This is a genomic window from Streptomyces avermitilis MA-4680 = NBRC 14893 (genome assembly GCF_000009765.2).
GTDB classification, from domain to species: domain Bacteria; phylum Actinomycetota; class Actinomycetes; order Streptomycetales; family Streptomycetaceae; genus Streptomyces; species Streptomyces avermitilis.
Genome location: NC_003155.5, coordinates 5,229,382 through 5,253,310, shown reverse-complemented (window position 1 = coordinate 5,253,310; position 23,929 = coordinate 5,229,382). Strand labels below are relative to the sequence as shown.

The 23,929-nt window shown below is 68.8% G+C and carries 23 protein-coding genes; 11 read left to right on the top strand and 12 right to left on the bottom strand.

From position 1 onward, the window contains the following. Positions 1–50: 50 nt before the first annotated feature. Positions 51–1,388: an MATE family efflux transporter gene (locus SAVERM_RS22155; protein ID WP_037647715.1), complete on the bottom strand. Its 1,338-nt coding sequence runs from the start codon at positions 1,386–1,388 to the stop codon at positions 51–53. Between the two features lie 459 nt (positions 1,389–1,847). On the opposite strand from SAVERM_RS22155, the gene dnaB reads away from it, so the two are divergent. Continuing rightward, positions 1,848–3,323: a replicative DNA helicase gene (gene dnaB / locus SAVERM_RS22150; protein ID WP_010985711.1), complete on the top strand. Its 1,476-nt coding sequence runs from the start codon at positions 1,848–1,850 to the stop codon at positions 3,321–3,323. Positions 3,324–3,399: 76 nt separating this feature from the next. Beyond that, positions 3,400–4,785, top strand: a complete 1,386-nt coding sequence (locus tag SAVERM_RS22145; RefSeq protein ID WP_010985710.1) for a serine hydrolase domain-containing protein — start codon at positions 3,400–3,402, stop codon at positions 4,783–4,785. A gap of 121 nt (positions 4,786–4,906) precedes the next feature. Here SAVERM_RS22145 and SAVERM_RS22140 read toward each other — a convergent pair whose 3' ends face one another. Further along, on the bottom strand, positions 4,907–5,359 hold the full coding sequence (locus tag SAVERM_RS22140; RefSeq protein ID WP_010985709.1) for a GNAT family N-acetyltransferase: 453 nt from the start codon (positions 5,357–5,359) through the stop codon (positions 4,907–4,909). Between the two features lie 9 nt (positions 5,360–5,368). After that, positions 5,369–5,827, bottom strand: coding sequence for a MarR family winged helix-turn-helix transcriptional regulator (locus tag SAVERM_RS22135; RefSeq protein ID WP_010985708.1), 459 nt, complete (start codon positions 5,825–5,827; stop codon positions 5,369–5,371). 140 nt (positions 5,828–5,967) lie between these two features. On the opposite strand from SAVERM_RS22135, the gene SAVERM_RS22130 reads away from it, so the two are divergent. Beyond that, entirely contained in the window at positions 5,968–7,176 is a 1,209-nt protein-coding gene (locus SAVERM_RS22130; protein ID WP_010985707.1) for an MFS transporter, read from the top strand. A 142-nt stretch (positions 7,177–7,318) separates the two neighbouring features. Beyond that, positions 7,319–7,738: a GlcG/HbpS family heme-binding protein gene (locus tag SAVERM_RS22125; RefSeq protein WP_010985706.1), complete on the top strand. Its 420-nt coding sequence runs from the start codon at positions 7,319–7,321 to the stop codon at positions 7,736–7,738. Between the two features lie 110 nt (positions 7,739–7,848). Here SAVERM_RS22125 and SAVERM_RS22120 read toward each other — a convergent pair whose 3' ends face one another. Beyond that, positions 7,849–8,715 carry a GNAT family N-acetyltransferase gene (locus SAVERM_RS22120; protein WP_010985705.1) on the bottom strand — a complete coding sequence of 289 codons (867 nt, stop codon included), beginning with the start codon at positions 8,713–8,715 and terminating at the stop codon, positions 7,849–7,851. A 175-nt stretch (positions 8,716–8,890) separates the two neighbouring features. On the opposite strand from SAVERM_RS22120, the gene SAVERM_RS22115 reads away from it, so the two are divergent. Both SAVERM_RS22115 and SAVERM_RS40305 read left to right on the top strand, forming a co-directional pair. Next, the gene (locus SAVERM_RS22115; protein ID WP_037647821.1) at positions 8,891–9,523 is read left to right on the top strand and encodes an HAD family hydrolase; all 633 of its coding nucleotides are present in this window, start codon (positions 8,891–8,893) and stop codon (positions 9,521–9,523) included. 398 nt (positions 9,524–9,921) lie between these two features. Continuing rightward, on the top strand, positions 9,922–11,619 hold the full coding sequence (locus tag SAVERM_RS40305; protein ID WP_010985703.1) for a globin domain-containing protein: 1,698 nt from the start codon (positions 9,922–9,924) through the stop codon (positions 11,617–11,619). 23 nt (positions 11,620–11,642) lie between these two features. Here SAVERM_RS40305 and SAVERM_RS22105 read toward each other — a convergent pair whose 3' ends face one another. The 5 genes from SAVERM_RS22105 to SAVERM_RS22085 form a co-directional block, all read right to left on the bottom strand. Then, entirely contained in the window at positions 11,643–12,125 is a 483-nt protein-coding gene (locus SAVERM_RS22105; RefSeq protein ID WP_010985702.1) for an NUDIX domain-containing protein, read from the bottom strand. 62 nt (positions 12,126–12,187) lie between these two features. Further along, a complete protein-coding gene (locus SAVERM_RS22100) occupies positions 12,188–13,093 on the bottom strand; it encodes a LysR family transcriptional regulator (protein WP_010985701.1) in 906 nt (301 codons plus the stop codon). A 215-nt stretch (positions 13,094–13,308) separates the two neighbouring features. Continuing rightward, positions 13,309–14,454, bottom strand: a complete 1,146-nt coding sequence (locus tag SAVERM_RS22095) for a cystathionine gamma-lyase (protein ID WP_010985700.1) — start codon at positions 14,452–14,454, stop codon at positions 13,309–13,311. Next, positions 14,451–14,942, bottom strand: a complete 492-nt coding sequence (locus SAVERM_RS22090) for a low molecular weight protein-tyrosine-phosphatase (protein ID WP_010985699.1) — start codon at positions 14,940–14,942, stop codon at positions 14,451–14,453. Before SAVERM_RS22090 ends, SAVERM_RS22095 begins: the two co-directional genes overlap by 4 nt. Before the next feature lie 8 nt (positions 14,943–14,950). Then, positions 14,951–15,331, bottom strand: a complete 381-nt coding sequence (locus tag SAVERM_RS22085; RefSeq protein WP_010985698.1) for a phage holin family protein — start codon at positions 15,329–15,331, stop codon at positions 14,951–14,953. A gap of 113 nt (positions 15,332–15,444) precedes the next feature. Here SAVERM_RS22085 and SAVERM_RS22080 point away from each other — a divergent pair, with 113 nt between their 5' ends. The 4 genes from SAVERM_RS22080 (at position 15,445) to SAVERM_RS22065 (ending at position 17,794) form a co-directional block, all read left to right on the top strand. After that, positions 15,445–15,762 carry a cupin domain-containing protein gene (locus tag SAVERM_RS22080; RefSeq protein ID WP_010985697.1) on the top strand — a complete coding sequence of 106 codons (318 nt, stop codon included), beginning with the start codon at positions 15,445–15,447 and terminating at the stop codon, positions 15,760–15,762. Between the two features lie 163 nt (positions 15,763–15,925). Beyond that, positions 15,926–16,138, top strand: a complete 213-nt coding sequence (locus SAVERM_RS22075; RefSeq protein WP_010985696.1) for a DUF5326 family protein — start codon at positions 15,926–15,928, stop codon at positions 16,136–16,138. A 406-nt stretch (positions 16,139–16,544) separates the two neighbouring features. Then, entirely contained in the window at positions 16,545–17,258 is a 714-nt protein-coding gene (locus SAVERM_RS22070; RefSeq protein WP_171033168.1) for an IclR family transcriptional regulator, read from the top strand. Positions 17,259–17,356: 98 nt separating this feature from the next. Then, on the top strand, positions 17,357–17,794 hold the full coding sequence (locus SAVERM_RS22065) for an SsgA family sporulation/cell division regulator (RefSeq protein WP_037647705.1): 438 nt from the start codon (positions 17,357–17,359) through the stop codon (positions 17,792–17,794). Positions 17,795–17,961: 167 nt separating this feature from the next. Here the strand turns inward: SAVERM_RS22065 and SAVERM_RS22060 are convergent, their stop codons facing one another. Then, complete coding sequence (locus SAVERM_RS22060; RefSeq protein WP_010985693.1) at positions 17,962–19,404, bottom strand: YibE/F family protein; 1,443 nt, start codon at positions 19,402–19,404, stop codon at positions 17,962–17,964. A 220-nt stretch (positions 19,405–19,624) separates the two neighbouring features. Here SAVERM_RS22060 and thiC point away from each other — a divergent pair, with 220 nt between their 5' ends. Beyond that, the gene (thiC, locus tag SAVERM_RS22055) at positions 19,625–21,430 is read left to right on the top strand and encodes a phosphomethylpyrimidine synthase ThiC (RefSeq protein WP_010985692.1); all 1,806 of its coding nucleotides are present in this window, start codon (positions 19,625–19,627) and stop codon (positions 21,428–21,430) included. Between the two features lie 185 nt (positions 21,431–21,615). On the opposite strand, the gene SAVERM_RS22050 is transcribed toward thiC, so the two are convergent. Both SAVERM_RS22050 and SAVERM_RS22045 read right to left on the bottom strand, forming a co-directional pair. Further along, positions 21,616–22,479, bottom strand: a complete 864-nt coding sequence (locus SAVERM_RS22050; RefSeq protein WP_037647703.1) for a hypothetical protein — start codon at positions 22,477–22,479, stop codon at positions 21,616–21,618. A gap of 182 nt (positions 22,480–22,661) precedes the next feature. Continuing rightward, positions 22,662–23,771: a metallophosphoesterase gene (locus tag SAVERM_RS22045; protein WP_010985690.1), complete on the bottom strand. Its 1,110-nt coding sequence runs from the start codon at positions 23,769–23,771 to the stop codon at positions 22,662–22,664. Positions 23,772–23,929 lie beyond the last annotated feature (158 nt).

Here is a 23,929-nt window from a genome sequence, read left to right as displayed (position 1 = left end):
CCCGGTGATCCCTCCGCCCGTCGAACGCGTACCGATCGGCACTGCGCCAGTCAGCGGCTCGCACCGGTGACGATCCAGCGGCCCGAGCGGGAGCGTAGCCACAGGGTCAGCATGCGTACCGTCATCATCAGGGTCATCGCTCCCCAGAGGGCGGTCAGTCCGCCGCCGAGCATGGGTACCAAAAGAGCCACGGGCGTGAAGACCGCCAGAGTCAGCAACATCGCCCACGCCAGATAGAGGCCGTCTCCGGCACCCATCAGGACTCCGTCCAGAACGAAGACGACGCCACAGATCGGCTGGGAGAGCGCCACCAGGAGCAGTGCGGGCAGGGCAGCGTCCTTGACCGCGGAGTCGCCGGTGAAGAGCGGCAGGAACAAGGGGCGTGCGACGACCACCAGCAGACCGAGCACCACCCCGGCCGCGATCCCCCACTCGACCATGCGGCGGCAGGCTGCTCGGGCGCCCTCCGTGTCGCCCGCGCCGAGGTAGCGCCCGATGATCGCCTGCCCGGCGATGGCGATCGCATCGAGGGCGAACGCGAGCAGGCTCCACAGAGACAGGATGATCTGGTGTGCGGCGATGTCCGCGTCCCCGAGCCGGGCCGCCACGGCAGTGGCGATCATGAGGACGGCGCGCAGCGAGAGGGTGCGCACCAGCAAGGGGGCGCCGGCCTGAGCGCAAGCCCGTATCCCGGCGATGTCCGGCCGCAGAGGGGCGCCGAGTTTACGGGCACCCCGGACGACGACGTACAGATATGCGACGGCCATGCCGTACTGGGCGATGACGGTGCCCCAGGCGGAACCTGCGATGCCGAGACCGGCGCCGTAGACGAGGACTACGTTGAGGACGGCGTTGGCAACGAAGCCCGCAACAGCGACGTACAGCGGGGTCTTGGTGTCCTGGAGTCCGCGCAGCACACCGGTGGCGGCCAGCACCACGAGCATGGCGGGAATGCCGAGCGCGGAGATCCGCAGATAGGTGATCGCGTACGGGGCCGCTGTCTCAGAGGCGCCGAAGAGGTCCACCACGGCGGGTGCCGTGGGGAGGAAGACGGCGATGACGACGGCGCCGAGCAGCAGGGCCAGCCAGATGCCGTCCATGCCCTGACGGATGGCGGCCCGCAGATCTCCGGCTCCGACCCGGCGTGCGACGGCTGCCGTGGTCGCGTAAGCGAGGAAGACGAACACGCTCACGGCAGTGGTGAGAAGTGCGGAGGCGACACCGAGGCCGGCCAGTTGCGCGGTGCCGAGGTGGCCGACGATCGCACTGTCGGCCATCACGAAGAGGGGCTCGGCGACGAGTGCGCCAAAGGCCGGAACGGCCAGCGCGACGATCTCTCGGTCGTGCCGACGCCGGGCGGCGCTGGGTCTCGCTGGAGCCTGTGTCATGGCCACCAATCTAATCTTCCACAGGTAAGAGATGCAATATGGCTATGACCCTTACTGACGTGTCGGTCGGGCGTGTCGCTGTGCACCGTTCGCGGAGATCTTGGGCCGACGGGGAAACTTTTTCTTCTGCACAGCCCGTGGACGGTAAAAGCGCAGGTCACAGCGAGTCCCTCGGGTGGGCTGAGGGCTTGTTCACAGGCCTGTCCACCGTGTCGTGCACAGGTTTTGCGGAGTTCTCCACAGCATCGGGGCCGTCGTCCACATGGCCTGTGGATAACCAGATTGGCTGACGGTGCCGACAGGCCTAACGTGGTCCGGCGCCCGCTCCTTCTTCCGTCCTCGGAAACCTGGCAAAACCGACGCACCGGAACCGGAGTTGGGCCTCTTAGTTGTCAGTGTCGTGCCGTACGAATGAAGGGCACGGCGAGGTCCGCGCGGCGGACGGGAGGAGGTGGCCCGGTGAGTCTTTCCGAGCCTTTGGACGACCCCTGGGCCGACAGCGGTCCCAGTGATCGTCTGCCTGCCTCCCGCCAGCGCCGCGAAGGTGGCCGGGGACGGGACGAGCAGCACGACCGTGGTCGGGACAGCGACGCATGGGAGGGGGCGGGCTCGTCCTTCGAGCGCGTACCGCCCCAGGACCTGGACGCCGAGCAGTCCGTCCTCGGCGGCATGCTCCTCTCCAAGGATGCGATCGCCGACGTCGTCGAGGTCCTCAAGGGCCATGACTTCTACAAGCCGGCGCACGAGACGATCTACCAGGCGATCCTCGACATCTACGCCAAGGGCGAGCCGGCCGACCCGATCACCATCGCCGCCGAGCTGACCAAGCGCGGTGAGATCACGAAGGTCGGGGGCGCCTCCTATCTGCACACCCTCGTCCAGACGGTTCCGACGGCGGCGAACGCCGAGTACTACGCGGAGATCGTCCACGAGCGTGCCGTGCTGCGTCGCCTGGTCGAGGCCGGCACGCGCATCACGCAGATGGGTTACGCGGCGGACGACGACGTCGACGAGATCGTCAACCGGGCCCAGGCCGAGATCTTCGCGGTCACCGAGCAGCGCACCACTGAGGACTATCTGCCGCTCGGCGACATCATGGAGGGCGCACTCGACGAGATCGAGGCGATCGGTTCGCGATCGGGGGAGATGACCGGTGTGCCCACCGGCTTCACCGACCTCGACCAGCTCACCAACGGCATGCATCCCGGCCAGATGATCATCATTGCGGCCCGTCCCGCCATGGGTAAGTCGACGCTCGCGCTGGACTTCGCGCGTGCCGCCTCCATCAAGAACAACCTGCCGAGCGTGATCTTCTCGCTCGAAATGGGGCGTAACGAGATCGCGATGCGTCTGCTCTCGGCCGAGGCGCGCGTAGCCCTGCACCACATGCGGTCCGGCACGATGACCGACGAGGACTGGACACGACTCGCCCGCCGTATGCCCGACGTCTCGGCCGCACCGCTCTACATCGACGACTCCCCGAACCTGTCGATGATGGAGATCCGCGCAAAGTGCCGCCGCCTCAAGCAGCGCAACGATCTGAAGCTCGTCATCATCGACTACCTGCAACTGATGCAGTCGGGCGGCAAGCGGTCCGAGAGCCGCCAACAGGAAGTCTCGGACATGTCGCGAAACCTGAAGCTGCTGGCCAAGGAGCTGGAGCTGCCGGTGATCGCGCTCTCGCAGCTGAACCGTGGCCCCGAACAGCGCACGGACAAGAAGCCCATGGTCTCCGACCTGCGTGAGTCCGGATCCATCGAGCAGGACGCTGACATGGTCATCCTGCTGCACCGCGAGGACGCGTACGAGAAGGAGTCTCCGCGCGCGGGCGAGGCGGACATCATCGTGGGCAAGCACCGTAACGGCCCGACGGCCACGATCACGGTCGCCTTCCAGGGCCACTACTCACGCTTCGTGGACATGGCCCAAACCTGATCCGTCGCCCGGCCGGCTTTGTCGCCTCTCAGGAAATGCGCTCGACGTGGGATGAGGGGCCGGGTGGACTGGGGCCATGAAGACATCCCAAGAAGAGCTGCTCCCGGCAACCCGCCGGGCTCTGCTGCACCGGATCGCGGTTGCTCAGGCCGAGGGGCGCGCCCCGTCGTTGGCAGCGGCGGTCGTACGGGGCGGGCAGACGGTGTGGTACGGCTCGCGGACCTCGGTGGACGGGCACGCGCCGGACGAGAACGTGCAGTACAGGATCGGCTCGATCACCAAGACCTTCACCGCCGTACTCGTGCTGCGGCTGCGGGACGAGGGAGTGCTGGACCTCGGCGACCCCCTGGAGAAGCATCTGCCGGGCACGGGTGCGGGGGAGGCCACCATCGCCGAACTGCTCGCGCATACGGGCGGGTTGGCGGCCGAGTCGCCCGCGCCCTGGTGGGAGCGCACGCCCGGCTCCCTTCGCCCGGAGCTTGCCGATGTCCTGGGCGAACTGCCGCTGAGGCATCCGGTCGGCCGGCGGCACCATTATTCGAACCCCGGCTACACGCTTCTGGGTGCTCTGGTCGAGGAACTGCGAGGCGCTCCCTGGGAGGAAGTGCTGCGGCGCGAGGTGCTCGAACCGCTGGGCATGCGCCGGACGAGCGGAGACCCGCGGGCGCCTCATGCGGGTGGCTGGGCGGTGCATCCGTGGGCCGATGTGATGCTTCCGGAGCCTGCCGAGGACCTCGGCAGGATGGCACCGGCCGGTCAGCTCTGGTCCACGACCGGCGACTTGGCGCGCTTCGCCGTCTTCCTCGCCCAGGGAGACGAGCGGGTACTGAGCGCGGATTCCGTCCGGGAGATGCGTACGCCGGCCGCGCCCGCCGAGGCCGCGGACGTGATGTCCGGCTCCGCCTACGGGCTGGGTATGCAGCTCCAGTACCGGGACGGTCGACTCCTCGTCGGGCACTCCGGTTCCCTGCCGGGCTTTCTTGCGAACCTCACCGTCAGCGTGGAGGACGATCTGGCGGCCGTCGTGCTGGTCAACTGCACTTCCGGCCCGATGCCGTCGGCCGTCGCCGCCGATCTCGTGCGCATCGTCGCCGAGGCCGAACCCCGGATTCCCGAGCCGTGGCGACCGCTGCCCGATGTCGACGAGGGCGTCCTGGAGTTGGCGGGGCAGTGGTACTGGGGGACCCAGGCCTTCGTGCTGCGGCTGACCGTCGACGGAGGGGTTTCGCTGGAGCCGCTGAGCGGCGTCGGCCGTCGGGCGCGCCTGCGGGCGAACGGTGACGGCACCTGGACCGGGCTCGACGGCTATTACGCGGGAGAGCTCCTGAAGGCCGTACGACGGCCTGACGGGTCCGTGAGCCACCTGGACCTCGGGTCGTTCGTGTTCACGCGGCAGCCGTACGACGAGGGGGCTCCGGTGCCGGGCGGGGTGGATCCTGAGGGGTGGCGCGGCATCCCATAGGCGTCGGTGCGCAGTTGTGAGCTCATCGGAGCGTCCTGTTTCACGTGAAACAGGACGCTTCTTGCCTGCGAGGCGCGCTGGGGTGCCGACGCTGTGGGTGTCGGCGCTGTGGCTGGTCGTCTCAGAGTGGCAGCTTGAAGCCCACGTGCGAGGCCTCGAAGCCCAGCCGCTCATAGAAACGGTGAGCGGCGGTGCGGGTGGCGTCGGAGGTCAACTGGACCAGCTGGCAGCCCTGGCGCCGGGACTCGTCGACCGCCCACTCGATGAGCCGTGTACCGAGCCCGCTGCCGCGTTCGTCCGCGTGGATGCGTACGCCCTCGATGATCGAGCGGGTGGAACCGCGCCGGGACAGACCAGGAATGATCGTGAGCTGCAGGGTGCCGATGACGCGGTCCTCGCGTACGGCGACGACCAGGTGCTGGTTCGGATCCTTGGCCAGACGCTCGAGCGCCGTCAGATAGGGCGCCAGGTCGTCCGGTGACTCCCGCTGGGCGCCCAGCGGGTCGTCGGCGAGCATCGCGACGATCGCGGGGATGTCACCCGCAACGGCAGGCCGTATCTCAAGATCTTCCATGCTCGCAGCCTATGCGGGCGCGTTCACCGACTCCACGACCCGAACCAGCGGGGCCAGCTCGGGGCTCCTGGCGGCTTCGTCGAGAGCCTGGCGCAAGGCGGCGTCGTTGGTGGGCCGCGCCTCCTCAAGGAGCTTGAGGCCCGCTTCGCTGACATTCGTGTAGATGCCGCGACGGTCGGTCGGGCACAGGTAGCGAGAGAGCAGCCCGCGGTCCTCGAGCCGGGTGACCAGCCGGGTGGTGGCGCTCTGGCTGAGGACGACCGCGTCGGCGACCTGCTTCATCTGCAGATGGCCGCCCTCGCCGTCGTGCTGCCGGCTGAGTACGTCGAGCAGGGAGTACTCCCGCACGCTCAGTCCGTGCTTGGCCTGCAGCGCGCGCTCGATGTGGCCCTCGATCCTCCCGTGCAGCAGAGAAAGGGCGCACCAGCCCTGGGCTAGGGCGGTGAGCGCGGGGTCCGTCGCTGTCATGGCGTTTTCCTCCGTCCTGGAGTGACTGAACACAAGGATAGAGCATGGACGCAATAGACCGCGTTTGCATATAGCCAGTGTCTGCAACTATTGTGAACGCACGCAAAGCGCTCCTGCAATCCATTGGGAAGGTGTCCCCCATGCCTCTCGCGCTTCTGGCCCTCGCGATCGGGGCCTTCGGGATCGGAACCACCGAATTCGTGATCATGGGTGTGCTGCCCGAGGTCGCAGGCGACTTCGGTGTCTCCATCCCCACCGCCGGACTTCTGGTGACCGGCTACGCCCTCGGCGTGGTGTTCGGCGCCCCGATCATGACCGCGCTCGGCACCAAGGTGCCCCGCAAGCGGATGCTGATGCTGCTGATGGGCCTGTTCGTCCTCGGCAACCTGCTCTCCGCCGTCGCCCCCGTCTTCGGGCTGATGCTGGTGGGACGAGTGGTCGCCTCCCTCGCCCACGGCGCCTTCTTCGGTATCGGCTCGGTGGTCGCCGCCGAGTTGGTGGCTCCCGAGAAGAAGGCCGGCGCCATCTCCATGATGTTCAGCGGGCTGACGGTCGCCAATGTCGTCGGCGTCCCCCTCGGCACCCTCATCGGGCAGTCCATCGGCTGGCGGGTCACCTTCGCGGTGGTCGCCGCGCTCGGTGTGGTCGGGCTGCTGGGCGTGGCCAAGCTGGTGCCCGAGATGCCCAAGCCCCCGGGTGTCCGTCTGCGCCACGAACTGGCCGCCTTCAAGAACGTCCAGGTGCTGCTCGCGATGGCGATGACCGTCCTCGGCTTCGGCGGCGTGTTCGCGGCCATCACCTACATCGCGCCGATGATGACGCACGTGGCCGGCTTCGCGGACGGCTCGGTGACCTGGCTGCTGGTCCTCTTCGGCCTCGGCATGGTCGGCGGGAACCTCATCGGCGGCAAGTTCGCGGACCGTGCGCTGATGCCGATGCTCTACGTGTCACTGGGCGGCCTCGCTGTCGTGCTCGCCCTGTTCACCGTTACCGCGCACAACAAGGTCCTCGCGGCGGTCACCATCATGCTGATCGGTGCCCTTGGCTTCGCGACCGTGCCGCCACTGCAGAAGCGGGTCCTCGACCATGCGCACGGCGCGCCCACGCTGGCCTCGGCCGTGAACATCGGCGCCTTCAACCTCGGCAACGCCCTCTCGGCCTGGCTCGGCGGCATCGTCATCGCGGCCGGTCTGGGATACACCGCTCCCAACTGGGTCGGCGCCGTTCTCGCCGCGGCGGCCCTGGTCCTCGCCGTCCTCTCGGCCGCCCTGGAGCGCCGTGACACGGGCCGGAGCGCCGTCGTCGCGGACGCCGCGCCCGCAGAGCGGCAGACCCCCGTCCACCACTGACTGGACCGGATCAGGGCCGTTGACCGGACAGAAGCCGAGCCGCCGGCCCGGACCGTACTCGGAGCGGGGCCAGGGCCGGCCCCGCTCCCCTCGATCCACTTTCCACGCAACCTCAGCAGCACCTCCCAAGGAGAACCACCACATGAGCACCACCGCTGTCACCCCGCTCTCCACCGAGGACGCGGAGGTCCTCGTCTCCGCCGCCCGCCGGGCAGCCGAGGCCGCCGGGGTCACGGTCAGCATCACCGTCCTCGACGCGGGCGGGCATCTGCTTGCCTTCCGCCGGGATGACCGGGCCGTGCTGATCTCGGGCGAGACCAGCACCCGCAAGGCGTACACCGCGCTCCAGCTGAACGCGTCCACCGCCGACCTCGTCGAGGCGGTCCAGCCCGGCGGCCTCTTCCACACCCTGCCCACCGCGCTCGACCGGCCGCTGCTCTTCATCGCGGGCGGAGTGCCGGTCCACCGCGACGGACGCCTGATCGGAGCGCTCGGGGTCGGCGGTGGCGCACCGGAGCAGGACCACGGCTTCGCCGCCGCGGCCGTGAAGGCGCTTTCCTGACGCCACCGCGTTCCCGCCCCTGCGCACCGGACTCGGTGCGCAGGGCTCCACGACGAGACGCGTGTCCCCAGGTGATCCTCGGGGGCACGCGTCTTTCAGTGCGCCGACGCTCAGCCCGCCGCCACGGTCAGCGGAGCGAATCGACGGGTTCCATCACCGGGCAGGTCCGGGATGCCGTACGTCATCACCGCGTTGAGACCGACCGGCGCGAGCCCGCGCTCCTTCAGCCAGGCCAGCAGCTCTTCGTGCCGTACATCGATGTCTGTCCGCAGCGGGCGGTCGGTGTGAGCGGCGAGCGAGGCGACGAGGGCCTTCGCGGTCTCCGTGTCGCGGGCCGTCAGCGGGCCCACCACATGAGTGTCCATGTTGGGCCAGGCCGCCGTGTACCCGATGATCCGGCCGTTCTCCTCGGCCACCCGCAGCTGATCGGCGAAGGCGGGAAGCCGGGTGAGGACATGGGTGCGGTCGGCACCGAAGACCTCGGCGTCGAGCCGGAGGATCGGGATCAGGTCCTCCGCCGTGGCCGGCCGAGTGACCACCGCTGGCTCCGCCCCACCCGGAGCGAAGTACCCGCGCACCATCTCGGAATGACCCACGACCTTGAAACCGAGCTCCTCATAGAGCGGACGGCCGAACGGGGTCGCGCACAGGGTGAGGGGGGTGGTGGCCATCTCCGCCATCACATGGCGCATCAGCCGGCGGCCGATGCCCTGGCGGGCATGCCGTTCGGCGACCAGGACCATGCCGATCGCTCCCAGATCCGGGCGGTCCTGAGGACCGTACTCGGTTACGACGCAGGCGCTCACGAGACCCCCTTCGGGGTCGTCGATGCCGTAGCCCTTTCCCGCTGCGAGAAGCAGGCCCCACTTGTGCTCTTCGCGGGGCCAGCCCCGGTCCTCGGACAAGTCGGCGCAGGCGGTGAGATCGCGAGGCGTCAGATGACGGATGGGCAGAGAGGCGGAGGAAGGTGTCGACACGCAGGTCAGGCTGCATGAAGGGCACCCTGGACGTCCACCGGTTTGCCGTCAGCCGGATACGCCTTTGGACATGTCATGCCCCACCCCACAGCCCCAGGACAGATGTTTCACGTGAAACAGCGGGCACGGATCTGGTGGGCAGGGGCGAGTGCCGGTATCGCTAATCTCGCCCTCCATGACGCGACTGCACCTCTTCGATCTTGACGGGACGCTGTTGCACGGCACGGCGGCCCCTGTGGAGATTTCCAGGCAACTGGGTATCGACGCGGAGATAGCCGATCTCGAGCGCGATTTCGTGGCGCGGCGAATCGACTCGCACGGGTATGCGCGGCGTGTGCATGCGCTATGGGGAGATCTCACCGAGGCCCATGTCGCGGCGGCCTTCCAAGAGGCACCCTGGCTGCGGCGGATCCGGTACACCTGGGCCGACATCCGCTCGCGTGGGGAGTACTGTGCGGTCGTCTCGCTTTCACCCTCGTTCTTCGTGGAGCGGCTCATCGGGTGGGGCGCCCACGCCGCGTACGGTTCGAGGTTCCCGGCCGTGCCGTTCAGCGAACCCGTGGACCCGGCCGGGATTTTGACTCCTGCGGCCAAGGTGGAGATCGCCGACCGGCTCTGTGAAGAGTTCGGGGTGACGCGGGCCGACTGTGTTGCCTACGGCGACTCGCTCTCCGACGCGGAACTCTTCGGATCGGTGCCGGTCTCGGTCGCGGTCAATGCGGACCGGCATCTGCTGGGCCTCGCCACCTACACCTACGCGGGCCGGGATCTGTGGGATGCCTATGAATTGGTGCGGCGCGCCCGGTAATTGAAGGAATTGCTCGTTCACTCCAACGTCAATTCATGGTGGAGCAAGGGGGGACTTGTGTGTGGGGCGGCGGCCGGTATGGTCGAGTCCGGTTCGCGTCCGGTGTGATGTCCGCACGTCCCGCGGGGCGCGAACGCAGGCCGATGCAGCTTAACGGGACGGAGAGATCGAAGACCCGCATTTTCCGTTACACGGCCGGGCGTTGGTCCGGGGTGGGACGCTGCGCTGTGAGTACTGCGGCCAATGTCACACTCTCGCCTTACTTGTCCGTACGCGGTAAGAATCCGGGTTGAAAGTGGCCGCATTGGCCATCAGGGACTGAACGGGGATAAGCGCAGGACCGTCTGCGGAGAAAGCAGGCGTCTTCCGACCGAGGAAGTGCGCAGACCGACCGAAAGATGTTCGAGGCGAGGCACACCATGGACGCTCCGACCACTACGTCGGCCGACAACGGCACGTCCGGCGGTACCGGCGGGGCCGGCTGGTTCACGCCCCGCAAGCAGCCGGAGACGCCTCAGGGCGGCGGCCAGGAAGCGCCCGAGGGCAGCCGTCTCGCGGCGATGCGCCCGGTCGGCCGGCCATCCGCGGGTGAGGGCACGGAGCAGCAGCGAATACCGCCGACGGAGGAAGCGGTCGTCGCGCCCACCCAGCCCATGTCCGGCGAGCCGCTCCGGTCGCTCCCCGACCCTGCGGCACCCGCACCCGCCCGACATCTCGGGGCCACGCTCACCGAAGAGACACGGCCCGCCCCGGCTCCCATCGCGGCGTCGCAGCCCGAGTCGGCCCACGAGGCCCTACGGCCGCTGGCCGGACAGCCGCAGTTTGGACAGCCGCAGTCCGGCCCCGTTCAGCCGCAGCCGGCGGCCGCGCTGCCCGAGCGTGGCATCCCGCAGCGCGAACCCGGGCCGCCGGAGCCCGGCTCCCCGCGTCCTGGCCCCGACCCGCAGGTGCCCACACCGGGGCCCGCTCCGGGGCCGGAGGCGTCCCCCGACGCCGTCCTCATCCGCCGCACCATGGCCGAGGTGGGGCCCGTCGCCGGCAAGGTGACCTCCTACTTCTACGCGCTGCTCTTCGTGCGCCACCCCGATCTGCGCTCGCTGTTCCCCGCCGCGATGGACACCCAGCGGGACCGGCTGCTCAAGGCGCTGCTGACCGCGGCCGAGCACATCGACAACACCGAAGTCCTGGTCGCTTACCTGCAGAACCTGGGTCGCGGCCACCGCAAGTACGGCACCCGGCCGGAGCACTACCCGGCCGTCGGCGAGTGCCTCATCGGTGCGCTGAGCCGGTATGCGTCCGGGATCTGGGACGAGGAGACCGAGGCGGCCTGGGTCCGTGCGTACACGACGATCTCCCAGGTGATGATCGACGCGGCGGCCGCGGACGAGCTGCGTGCCCCTGCCTGGTGGTACGCGGAGGTCGTCTCGCACGATCTCCGGACCCCGGACATCGCGGTGATCACGGTCCGCCCCGACCAGCCGTATCCTTTCCTCGCCGGGCAGTACACCAGCCTGGAGACGCCGTGGTGGCCGCGGATCTGGCGGCACTACTCCTTCGCCTCGGCGCCCCGCTCCGACGGCCTGCTGTCCTTCCACGTGAAGGCGGTCCCGGCGGGCTGGGTGTCCAACGCGCTGGTGCACCGCGCCCGGCCCGGCGACATCATCCGGCTCGGGCCGCCGGCCGGCTCGATGACTGTCGACCACACCACCGAGAGCGGATTGCTCTGTCTGGGCGGCGGAACCGGTATCGCTCCCATCAAGGCGCTGGTCGAGGACGTCGCCGAGCACGGTGAGCGCCGCCCGGTCGAGGTCTTCTACGGCGCCCGTAGGGACCATGACCTGTACGACATCGACACGATGCTGCGGTTGCAGCAGAGCCACCCCTGGCTCTCGGTTCGCCCTGTCGTGGACCAGCGGGCGCATCTCCAGCTTCCCGACGTCATACGCGAGTACGGGCCCTGGAACGAGTACGACGCCTACCTCTCGGGCCCGCCAGGCATGATCCGTAGTGGTGTGGACGCCCTGAGGGGCATCGGCATTCCGCCGGACCGCATCCGCCATGACTCGGTGGAGGAACTGGTGGCGGCCGGGGACTGACCCGGGGCCGCGTCAGGAACGGGTCAGCCCAGGTCGGGCGCGTGCATCGCCCGTACACCCTCGATATTGCCGTCGAGATAGTGCCGCAGGGACAGCGGTACGAGGTGGACGGAGGCGATTCCGACCCGGGTGAAGGGGATGCGGACGATCTCGTACTCGCCGCACGGGTCCTCGACCTCGGGGCCGTGCCGCTGTGCCGGGTCCATGGACTCCAGATGGCAGACGAAGAAGTGCTGCACCTTCACACCGGTGGCACCGCCGTCCTCCCCGATGTGTTCCACGGTGTCCACGAAACAAGGCACCACATCGGTGATCTTGGCGCCCAGCTCCTCGTGCACCTCACGATGGAGCGCGTCGACGACGGTCGTGTCCTCCGGTTCGACCCCACCGCCCGGTGTGAGCCAGTAGGGATCGACGCCGGGCTTGGTCCGCTTGATCAGAATCAGGTCGTCACCATCGAGCAGGATGGCGCGGGCGGTGCGCTTGACCACGGGGCGAACGGTCATGGGTGAAATGTGGCCCAGCTTGTTCCACGTGAAACATCGCGGTGCTCAGCCCGCAGCTCTCCTCACACCCAGTCGGCGGCAGCCCGCAGGAGCCATTCGTGCGCCCGTGCGATGTGCGGCATGGCGAGGGTGCCGGTGCGGACCACCAGGAAATACGTGCGCAGCGGCGGCACCGCGGGGTCCAGGAGCGGCACGACATCGCCACGTTCCAGTGCCGGAGCGCACAGATAGCGGGGCAGTACGGCGAGGCCCGCCCCCGTGGTGGCGCAGGCGAGGACCGCGCGCAGGTCCGGGACGATGACGGTGCCGGAGGCGGCCGGGCGGGAGTCGAAGACGGAGGCCCAGTAGCGGGCGACGAACGGCAGCGACTCGTGAACCTCGACCAGGGGGATGTTCTCCAAGGCGGGCGCACCCTTGCGGCGCAGCTTGCCGTGGCCGATGCGGACGGCCCAGCGAGGGGCGGCGACCAGGACGTGCTCCTCGTCGCAGAGCGGAGTGGCGGTGAGCAGGGCGCCGCGTGGCTGGGCCGTCGTGATGGCCAGATCATGATGTCCGGCGGCGAGCCCCTCCAGCGTCTCCTCGGCGTTGCCGAAGGACGCCCGCAGCGCGAAGCCCTGGCCGTCGTCGCCGGTCAGCTCCGTGAGCGCGGGCAGGGCCCGTTCGGCGGTGAACTCCGGCGGGCCGGCGAGATGGAGCGTACGTAGCGAGGATTCCTCGTCGAGGCCGGTCTCGGCGATCTCCACCAGGGCGTCCAGATGCGGGGCGGCCTTGTGGGCGAGTTCGTCGCCGATGGTCGTGGGGGTCACCCCGCGGGCCTGGCGCAGAAACAGAGGGCGGCCCAGTTGCCGTTCCAGTGTGCGGATCTGCGAGGTGACGGCCGGCTGGGAGAGGCCGAGCAGGGCGGCGGCGCGGGTGAAGGAGCCGGCCCGGTGCACGGTCACGAAGGTGCGCAGCAGAGCCAGGTCCACGGCGCTCCCTCCCCTCCCGGTACCTCCGACGGCGCCCAACTATAAATAAGTCGATAGGTCTCTGTCGCTACTGTGATTGGACACTGACACAGAGTCAACTAGCCTTGGTCGCGCGGTTCTTCGCGCGCGGAACCGGGACGGTCCGAGCCACGAGGGGGGAGGCTCGGACCGTCCGTTGTGCGTAGCCGATTACTGACCGGTCACTCAGGAAGTAGTCAGTGTGCCGACTCGTCGAGCGCGCGCAGCACATCCGCCACCAGGTCCTCTGGATCCTCGGCTCCGGCCGAGAAGCGGATGAAGCCCTCCGCCACCGCGTCGCCGCCCCAGCGGCCACGTCGCTCGGCGGTGGACCGTACCCCGCCGAAGCTGGTCGCATCGTCCACGAGTGTCAGGGCGTCGAGAAAACGCTCGGCACGCCCGCGCGTGGGCAGTGAAAACGACACCACGCACCCGTAGCGCCGCATCTGCTGCGAGGCGATCTTGTGCGAGGGGTCGTCGGGCAGCCCGGGATAGCGCAGTCCGCTCACCTCGGACCGGCCGCGCAGCGCCTCGGCGACCGCGAGGGCATTGGCGTTCTGCCGGTCCGCGCGCAGTTGCAGTGTGGCCAGCGAGCGGTGCGCGAGCCACGCCTCCATGGGCCCCGGAATCGCCCCGACGATCTTGCGCCAGCGCCGTACGGCGGCCATCGGCGCCGCGTCGCGGCCCGTGACGTATCCGAGCAGGATGTCTCCGTGCCCGGTGAGCATCTTGGTGCCGCTGGCCACGGCGAAGTCGGCGCCCAGCTCAAGCGGCCGCTGCCCCAGTGGGGTCGCCAGGGTGTTGTCGACCGCGACGAGGGTGCCCTGTGCGTGGGCCGCCGCGACGAGGCGCCGTACGTCGCACACGTCGAGACCCGGGTTCGAAGGGGTCTCGATCCACAGCAGCTTCGCGCCGTCGAGGATGTCGAGCTGGGCGTCGCCGCCCGTCGGTGCGGTGCGCACCTCGATGCCGTACGCGGTCAGCTGCTCGCGCACCAGCGGCAGTACCTGGTAGCCGTCGTCGGGCAGGACCACGGTGTCGCCGGCGCGCAGCTGGGAGAAGAGGACCGCGGAGATGGCGGCCATGCCGGAGGCGAAGGTCAGCGTCTCGACGCCGTCCTGTCCGGGCGCCTCCAACTCGCCGATCGCCCGTTCCAGATGGGTCCAGGTGGGGTTCTCGTCGCGGCCGTAGGTGTACGGGCCGGTGGGCTCGCCGGGCAGATGGAAATGGGCGGCGAAGACGGGGCCTGGGAGGGTCGGCTCGTGCTTCACGGGGTCCGGTAGCCCGGCCCGAACGGCCCGAGTGCCGTCACCGGTCTCCGCGACGAAATCTCCTGAGGTCATGCTGCCCGTCCCTCCAGTTGCTGCCGTACCGCGGCGAGCAGGCCTGGGCTCGCCGCCTCCACCATTTCAAGACACTCTTCGAAGCCGTCCATTTGTCCGTAATACGGATCCGGTACGTCCGGATCGGCGTCCGCGGCGGGATCGTACGAACGCAGGAGTCGGACCTTCTCCGTGTCCGCCGGGGCGGGCGCGAGCCGGCGCAGGGCCTTCAGATGGCCGGAGTCGAGGGCGATCACGAGGTCGAGGTGGGAGAACCACGAGGCCTGGAACTGCCGTGCCGTATGACCGCTTTCGTAGCCGTTCGCCTCCAGCACGGCCACAGTGCGCGGATCGGCGCCGTCGCCCTCGTGCCAGCCGCCCGTGCCCGCGCTGGAGACCTCCACCAGGCCGTCGAGTCCGGCCTCCGCGATCCGGGCGCGGAAGACGGACTCGGCCATCGGCGAGCGGCAGATGTTGCCGGTGCAGACGAAGCAGACGCGATAGGTCATCGGGACGCTCAGTCCTTGTCGTCGGGCAGGACGACGTTGAGGGCCCAGGAGACGACGGAGATGATGAGGCCGCCCACGACGGCGGTCCAGAAGCCCTCGACATGGAAGCTGAGGTCGAGCTTGTCGGCCAGCCACGAGGTGAGCAGCAGCATCAGGGCGTTGACCACCAGCGTGATCAGGCCGAGCGTGAGAATGAACAGCGGGAAGGTCAGCACCTTCACGATCGGCTTGACCAGGAAGTTCACCAGCCCGAAGACCAGGGCGACGACTATCAGCGTGCCGATCTTCTTGCCGGTGCTGTCGCCCGTCAGGGTGATCTTGTCGAGCAGCCACACGGCGACGGCGAGGGCCCCCGCGTTGGCGATCGTCTTGACTACGAAATTCTTCATGTGTCTGATCGTGGCAGAACAGATCGGCAAACGAGTACGGCAGCGATCACGGCTTTAATCACGGTTGATCGCGAACGCGAGCGAACGAGAGCGGACGAGGGCGGACAAGGGCGATGAAGGCATTCCGGCTGGACGAACTGGAGGCGGAGCGCGCCGCCAACGACGGCGCCTACCTGCAGTTCCTGCGCGAACGGAACATGTCGGTCGGCCTGTACGCGCTCGACGCGGGCGAACTCGACCCGCAGAAGCCGCATCAGCAGGACGAGGTGTACCTGGTCGTCAGCGGGCGCGCCTCGATCACGGTCGGTATGGAAACCACCCAGGTCGCGCGCGGCAGCGTCGTGTACGTGCCTGCCGGAGTCGCCCACAAGTTCCACCACATCACCGAGGATCTGCGGGTCGTGGTGGTGTTCTCTCCGCCCGAGAGCTGATGTCCGTCTCAGGGTTCCCTAGGGGACCGGTCAGGGGACGACAAGGGGTGCGAGGCCCCCGTTCGGGCCTTCTGCGGCCCTAGCATCGGATGCAGGACATGGAAGGACCCGGAAACAGGTCCCCGGACTCGGGGCGACGGGCGGAGACGTAAGGACAAGGGCGATGCGAGAGATTTTCGCGGGTATGCCGTGGTGGGTTAAGTGGGTCGCGGTGCCGGTCATCGCCCTGGTCGTCTTCGGCGGCCTGATAGCGAGCGTCGTCGGCTTTGTCATCGGCCTGCTTTTCAAGCTGCTGGTCTTTGTGGCGCTGGTCGGCGGACTGATCTTCGTCGTGCGGAAGTTCATGTCGAGCTCCTCGTCGCACAGCGACTGGTGAGCCGTCAGCACGCGGCCAGGGGTGACGCGTGAACGGGTGAGCGGCTGGTAACGGGCGGGCCGGTAACAGGAACGCCAGGTTCCCTCGGGTGGGGGAAGTTTTCCGGTGAGGCCGTCTGTGTGCGGTGAGGGGCGGTTAAAGTCCGGAATTCGACCCGGGGTTGCTCCCCGCGGGCGGCGCACACCCCTCCCGTGTTCCCTCGCACGGGCGGCCCCTCCACGCGCTTCGGGAGTGCCCCTTGGCCACCGCTGACACCGCACCCACCGGATCAATCGGCCCACCCACACAGCGGCGCGGTTCGCCGGCGGAGCCGCGCACCCATCGAGCGGAAGCGTCCGCTCTGCCATCGGCCGCTCTGCCCTCGGAGCCGCACCCCACCACGCTGATCGGATCCGTGCAGCGGGCGATGCGCCTGCTGGAAGCCGTCGCCGCCCGCGAGTACGGGGCACCCGCCAAACAGCTGGCCCGCGAAGCCGGGCTGGCGCTGCCGACCGCCTACCATCTGCTGCGCACGCTGGCCCACGAAGGCTATCTACGGCGTGAGAAGGGGCTGTTCTTCCTCGGGGAGGCGGCCGAGCGGCTGGGCAGCAGCGGAGCTCAGGAGAAACGTCGCAGCGCGGTGAACGACGTGCTTGCGCACTGGCACGATTCGATCGGTGTACCCGTGTACTTCGCGGTCTACCGCGACGGCGAGATCGAGGTCGTCTGCGTCGCCGATACTCCGGGCAATCCGGCGGTCGAGGAGTGGGCCGACTTCCGGGAGACCGGGCATGCGCACGCGATCGGCCAGTGTCTGCTGTCCCAGCTCGACGAGGGGGCCCGCCGGGACCACCTCGATCGCTACCCGGTGCAGTCGATCACCCCGTATACGGTGCGTGACGAACACACACTTCTGAGGCGGCTGGAACGCGTGGGACGGATGGAACCCGTGGTCGAGCGGCAGGAGTACGCGCTGGGTACGGTCTGCGCCGCGATTCCGATCACGGCCGGCACGACGGCCGCGGCCATGGCGCTCTCCCTCCCGCTTTCCCAGGCCGACCGGTTGCTGCCGGCAGCACGGCAGTTGCAGGGAGAGATCGGAAGGCTGCTGGGGACACTCTCCATCTCTATCAGCATCTGAAAACTCACTCCTTGTGATCTCACGTGTACTTTCAGCAAGATGCCTGCAGCGTCAGGGGCTGACTCCTGGCCAGTCGACGGCAAACGACGGGGTAGGCGATGCGCGAGTCGGTGCAGGCAGAGGTCATGATGAGCTTCCTCGTGTCGGAGGAGCTCTCTTTCCGCATTCCGGTGGAGCTGCGATACGAGACCTGTGATCCGTTTGCCGTGCAGCTGACCTTCCACCTGCCCGGCGACGCGCCCGTGACCTGGACGTTCGGCCGGGAGCTGCTGATCGACGGGGTGGGCCGGCCGTGCGGTGACGGTGATGTGCACATCGCGCCCGCTGATCGCGAGGCGTTCGGCGAGGTGCTGATCCGGCTTCAGGTGGGCGGCGATCACGCACTGTTCCGGTCCGGGGCGGTACCGCTGGTGACGTTCCTCGACCGCACCGACAAGCTGGTGCCTCTGGGCCAGGAGTGTTCCCTTGCTGACTTCGATGCCCATCTCGACGAGGCGCTGGACCGCATCCTCGCGGAGGAGCAGAGCGCGGGTTGACGCACCTGACGTCAACAGAGGCGTAACGGTTCAGCACTCACATGGCTTAACGCCGACGGCCGTGTGTCGGCGGTATTGAGCCAGTTCGCCTCGCCGGGCGCTCCGCCGGGCCGGAGTCACCTTCTTCCTGGGCCGAGCCGCGGATGCGCCCCGCCCTGGAGTGGACGTCAGCGCTTGCGGCGGCGCCCCCTCCCGGAGCGCAGCGGTGCGGCCGCAGCCGGTGCGGGCGTTCCCGGGCGGTCCGCCGAGACCACCAGGGCGGCCAGGGCCGTGGTGACGGGAACAGAGGCGACCAGGCCGATCGAGCCGACGAGTGTGCGGACGATCTCCTCGGCGACCAGTTCGCTGTTGGCGACCGTGCCGACGCTGCTCTGCGCGATCGAGAAGAGGAGCAGCAGGGGCAGGGCGGCACCCGCATACGCCAGGACCAACGTGTTGACGACCGACGCGATGTGGTCGCGGCCGATGCGGATGCCCGCGCGATACAGACCGCGCCAGCCCATCGTCGGATTGGCCTCGTGCAGCTCCCATACCGCCGACGTCTGAGTGACCGTCACGTCGTCGAGAACACCGAGGGAACCGATGATCACGCCCGCCAGCAGCAGACCACTCATGTCGATGTGCGGGTACAGGCCGTGGATCAGGCCAGTGTTGTCGTCCGTGTTGCCGGTCAGCGCGGCCCAGCCGATGAACTGTGAGCCGAGCAGGCCGATCAGCACCAACGAGAGCAGCGTGCCCAGTACGGCCACCGATGTCCGGGCTGAAAGACCGTGACACATGTAGAGCGCGATCAACATGATGGCGCTCGCCCCGACCACCGCCACGATCAGTGGATTCGAGCCCTCCAGGATCGCGGGCAGGATGAACAAGGTCAGCACCATGAAGCTGATGGCCAGCGCGACCAGCGCCATGACGCCGCGCATCCGGCCCACGACGACGACGGCGAGTGCGAAGATGCCGGCGAGCAAAGCCATGGGGAACTTGCGCTCCACATCGGTGACCGAATACTGCAAGTTCTTGGGTGCGGAGGGTTCGTAGGCGACCACGACCTTCTCGCCCTGGTGCAACTGCCGTGTCTGGTCCGGCTGGACGATCTCGGTGAACGTACGGCCCTTGTCCTTGCCGGTGTCGACGCGGATGGTTGCCTTCTTGCAGGTGCCACTGGCCTGCTGCTGGGCAGAGGAGCCTTCGGCGGTGGAGGTGTCGCCGGTCGGGGTGTCACCCGAGGCGTTCACGGACTTGCAGTCGACCTCGTCGACCTTGGTGACCGTGGCCTGCTGGGTCTGCCGGTCGAAGCCCACACCGCTGCGCTCATGTCCCGGGACACCGCCCGGCCACAGCACCGCGAGACCCACTACGACCGCCACGGCGAACGGGATCAGGATCGCGGCGATGACCTTGCGCAGATGTTGGGAAACGGGGGCGGCCGGGCCATGACTGTGACTGTGCGAGTGGCCGGGACCGTTCCCGCCTCCGGAGCCCTGGCCATGGTCATGGCCGTCTCCAGGGCTGTGGCCCCCCGGACCGTCGCTTTGTCCACGGCCGCCGCCGGGGCCTTGGCCGCGCGGAGGCTCGGACGGCGGGAATGGGGGCTGTTGCGTCGTGGTCACCGACCGATCATCGCAAGAACGGGAGGGGCCCACTGTTCAGCTCGCCCAATCAGACGCTAGCGTGAGAGGACCTTTGCACACGCGGGAGCTCGGAGCACCGGGCTGAGAGGGCGCTGACCTCCGCATCCGCGATGTTTCACGTGGAACATCGTCGGGCGGACATTGCTGCGTCGACCGCTGAACCTGTTACCGGGTAATGCCGGCGTAGGGAGTAGGTCTCATGACCAACAAGGACGCACGCACGCCTGCCTCCAGCCAGACGGGCGAGGCGCTCGCCTCGCCCCAGGGCGACCAGGAGGCCGGGAAATCCATCGGCTGGCACAAGGCGTACGTCGCGGGTTCGCGCCCCGATCTGCGGGTGCCGGTCCGTCAGGTGCACCTCACCAACGGGGAGTCGGTGACGCTCTACGACACCTCCGGCCCGTACACCGACCCGTCCGTCGACACCGATGTCCGCAGGGGACTCGCGCCGCTGCGGGAGAACTGGATCATCGCCCGCGGCGACACCGAGGAGTACGCGGGCCGACCCGTTCGCCCCGAGGACGACGGGATCAAGCACACCTCGCCGCGCGGCGGGCTGCGCAACCTGGACGCGGTGTTCCCGGGGCGGCCACGTCAGCCGCGCCGGGGCCGTGACGGACAGGCCGTGACGCAGCTCGCGTACGCGCGCCGCGGCGAGATCACGCCCGAGATGGAGTTCGTGGCCGTCCGGGAGAACGTCTCGGCGGAGGTCGTGCGCGAGGAGATCGCGGCCGGACGGGCCGTAATGCCCGTGAACGTCAACCACCCGGAGATCGAGCCGATGATCATCGGCAAGCGGTTCCTGGTGAAGGTCAACGCCAACATCGGCAACTCCGCGGTCACTTCCTCCATCGAGGAGGAGGTCGAGAAGATGACCTGGGCGACCCGCTGGGGCGCCGACACCGTCATGGACCTGTCCACCGGCCGCAACATCCACACCACGCGCGAATGGGTCCTGCGCAACTCCCCCGTGCCGATCGGCACGGTCCCGCTCTACCAGGCGCTCGAGAAGGTCGACGGCAGGGCCGAGGAACTGACCTGGGAGATCTACAAGGACACGGTCATCGAACAGGCCGAGCAGGGCGTGGACTACATGACGGTCCATGCGGGCGTGCGCCTCCCCTATGTGCCGCTCACCGCGAACCGCAAGACCGGGATCGTCTCGCGCGGCGGCTCGATCATGGCGGCGTGGTGCCTGGCGCACCACAAGGAGAGCTTCCTGTACGAGAACTTCGAGGAGCTCTGCGAGATCCTCGCGGCATACGACGTCACGTACTCCCTCGGCGACGGTCTGCGTCCCGGCTCGATCGCGGACGCCAACGACGAGGCGCAGTTCGCGGAACTCCGAACTCTGGGGGAACTCAACCGGATCGCGAAGCGTTTCAACGTACAGACCATGATCGAGGGCCCGGGCCACGTCCCGATGCACAAGATCAAGGAGAACATCGACCTTCAGCAGGAGATCTGCGATGAAGCTCCTTTCTATACGCTCGGCCCACTGACGACGGACGTCGCGCCGGCGTACGACCACATCACCTCCGGCATCGGTGCCGCGATGATCGCCTGGTGGGGCACGGCGATGCTCTGCTACGTCACGCCCAAGGAGCACTTGGGTCTGCCCAACCGTGACGACGTCAAGACCGGCGTCATCACCTACAAGATCGCCGCCCATGCCGCCGACCTCGCCAAGGGGCACCCAGGCGCGCAGGAGTGGGACGACGCGCTGTCCGACGCCCGGTTCGAGTTCCGCTGGGAGGACCAGTTCAACCTGGCCCTCGACCCGGACACGGCACGGGAGTTCCACGACGAGACGCTCCCGGCGGAGCCGGCCAAGACGGCCCACTTCTGCTCGATGTGCGGGCCGAAGTTCTGTTCGATGAAGATCTCCCAGGACATCCGCCGTGAGCACGGCGGGACGCGGACGGAGGTCGAGGAAGGCATGGCACAGAAGTCCAAGGAGTTCGCGGCGGCCGGGAACCGGGTCTATCTGCCGTTGGCGGACTGACTGGGACGAGAGAGCCGGAGCTGAAGTTCCGGCCCGCGCTCTCGGTGAGCGCGGGCCGGACTCCGGTGGGTTGCTTCCGGCTGCGCCGGTCGGCCTCCGGCGGCCCGGTCACTCCGGCTGAGGTCCGAAGGGCCCGGCCGCACCGGCCGATGGTCGTCGCGGCCGACTGCCGGTTCGGCCGGGTGTTACTCCGGCTGGTGCTCCGGCCCCCCGAAGTCCGGGCTGGTGAAGTCCGGGCTCGTGAAGCTGGGGCGGGGGCCCGCCGCGGGCCCGCCGTCGGGGCTGGTGAAGCCCGGGCGGTGGTAGCCGAGGTGCGGGATGCGGCTGGGTGCCTCCGAGGGGGCGGGGCTGCCCAGTGCGGCCGTGCCGGGGTCGGCGAGTGCCTCGCGGAGGAACGGCAGGAGGCCCCGCTCCAGCAGGGCCTCGTGCCAGGCCTCCCTGGCCCGGGCCACTTCATCGGTCAGCTCGCTCTGGGCGCTGGTCTCCAGGGCGCTGGGGCTGTTGCGCAGAGCGGTGAGCAGCAGGCCGACCGCGGCGACCAGGATCGCTGCCGCGGTGACCGCGCCGAAGACCCACCCGGTGGTCAGGAGGGTCTGGGTGAACGCCTGCTCGGGATTGAGCATCTTCAGGATGTAGCCGACGAGCAGGAATATCGCCGCGGCGGTGCCGGCGAGGACGGGGGCGAGGACGACGGCGACGGCGCCGGCCCCGGCGGTCTCGGCGGCCTCTCCCAGGGTGGTGGCGAGCCCCACCGCGGCCGCGCCCGGCTCCATGGCACCGGCTTCCTCGCGGACGGGCGGGGTGGACGGCGCCGGCTGGCGCAGTTCCTCGCGGACCTTCACATAGTGCTGGTACTCGGTCGCCGCGGCCGCTGTGATGAGTGCGGTGGCGTTGAGTGCCATGGTGCGCAGCTGTTCGGTGTTGAGCCGCCGGTCGACGGCGGCGAGTTCCGGGCGGTGTGGGGCGGAGCGCAGCACCTCACCGAGGATCCGCTCGTATTCCTGGCGGTCCTCGCTCAGCAGGTGCTGCGGAACGCTGTTCATCTGCATCCCCCGATGCTCCGTAGGGCTTGGGGCTCGCACGCTGACGAGCCGTCGGGCAGAAACGGAGGGGAGCCTGCTACGGATAAGCCGATGGTAGAGCGGTGACGGCACACGGTGACAGGGGGTTTCCAGAAATTGCCCTCTGGCCAGCACAGTCTTCCGCCGTGGGACGCCTGCCCGGTGAACGTTCAGCTATCCAGGGGAAGTTGCTGGACCAGCAGCTTTCCGGCCATGGTCACTCCACCGTCCATGGCGATGGCCAGCCCGTCGGCGTAGACGTGCGGACCCTCCACCACGGGGCCGGTGCCGTCCTCGTCGTCCTCGGAGCCGACCTCGCCCAGGAGGTAGGGAATCGGGCTGTGGCCATGGACGATGCGCGTACCGCCGTAGGCGTCCAGCAGGGACCGGGCCGCCTCGGCGCCGCCGTCGTCGCGGAACGCGAAGCGCTTGGTGAACTTGCGGAACAGGTCCCAGCACTCGTCCGCGTCGTTGCGCGTGAGGGTCTCGCGGATGGTGTCGTTGACCGCTTCGATGGAGTCGCCGTAGTCGAGGTAGGCGGTGGTGTCCGAGTGCACCAGGAGGTGTCCGTCCGCCTGCTCCATGGCGTCGAGGCGGGCCATCCACTGAAGGTGGTGGTCCTGGAGGCGGTCCATGTCGGTCTTCTGGCCGCCGTTGAGCAGCCAGGCGGCCTGGAAGGTGGCGGTGCCCGCGCCGGAGTTGACGGGGGTGTCGCCGAACCGCTTCGCGCCGAGCAGCAGCAGCTCGTGGTTGCCCATGAGCGCCTTGCAGTACCCGCCGGCCGCGGCCGCCTCGGCGGACAGCCGCATCACAAGATCGATGACGCCGATGCCGTCGGGGCCGCGGTCGGTGAAGTCGCCGAGGAACCACAGCCGCGCGGTGCCCGCGGACCAGCTGCCCGCGGCGTCGACGAGGCCCTGCTCCTGGAGCGCCGCGACGAGCTGGTCGAGATAGCCGTGCACGTCACCGACGACGTACAGGGGGCCGGGCCCGTCGGCGGACTGGGGGACGGACTGGGGCGTGGGGTCGATGGTCACCTGAAGCGTGTCACCTCGATTGATGACCGGCAGGTCGCGCTGGGTGGGCGTGTACCCCTCCGGGTAACTCTCAGGGTAGCCCCGCGGCTCCGCGACGGGTCCGGTGACCTCGTCGGGAGGTGTGCTCTGCGCGTACGGACCGGTCTCGTGGACGTACGCGGGTACCCGGAAGTCGCGCAGCGTCTCCGTGCGCACCACCTCGGGTCCCTGACCGGCCCCCTGAGTCATCGACCCCTCCACCATCGCGCCGCATCTGCACCGCATCGGACTGCCTGGTCGCAGCGGCCCGCGGTGTCGTCCGCCCATCATAGGAATGCGGATCGCGCCATGTGATGACCCAGGGGTGGTGAATCGGGGAAGGACCCCGGTTCACCGCGGCTTTCGCCCTAATTGGGAGGGGC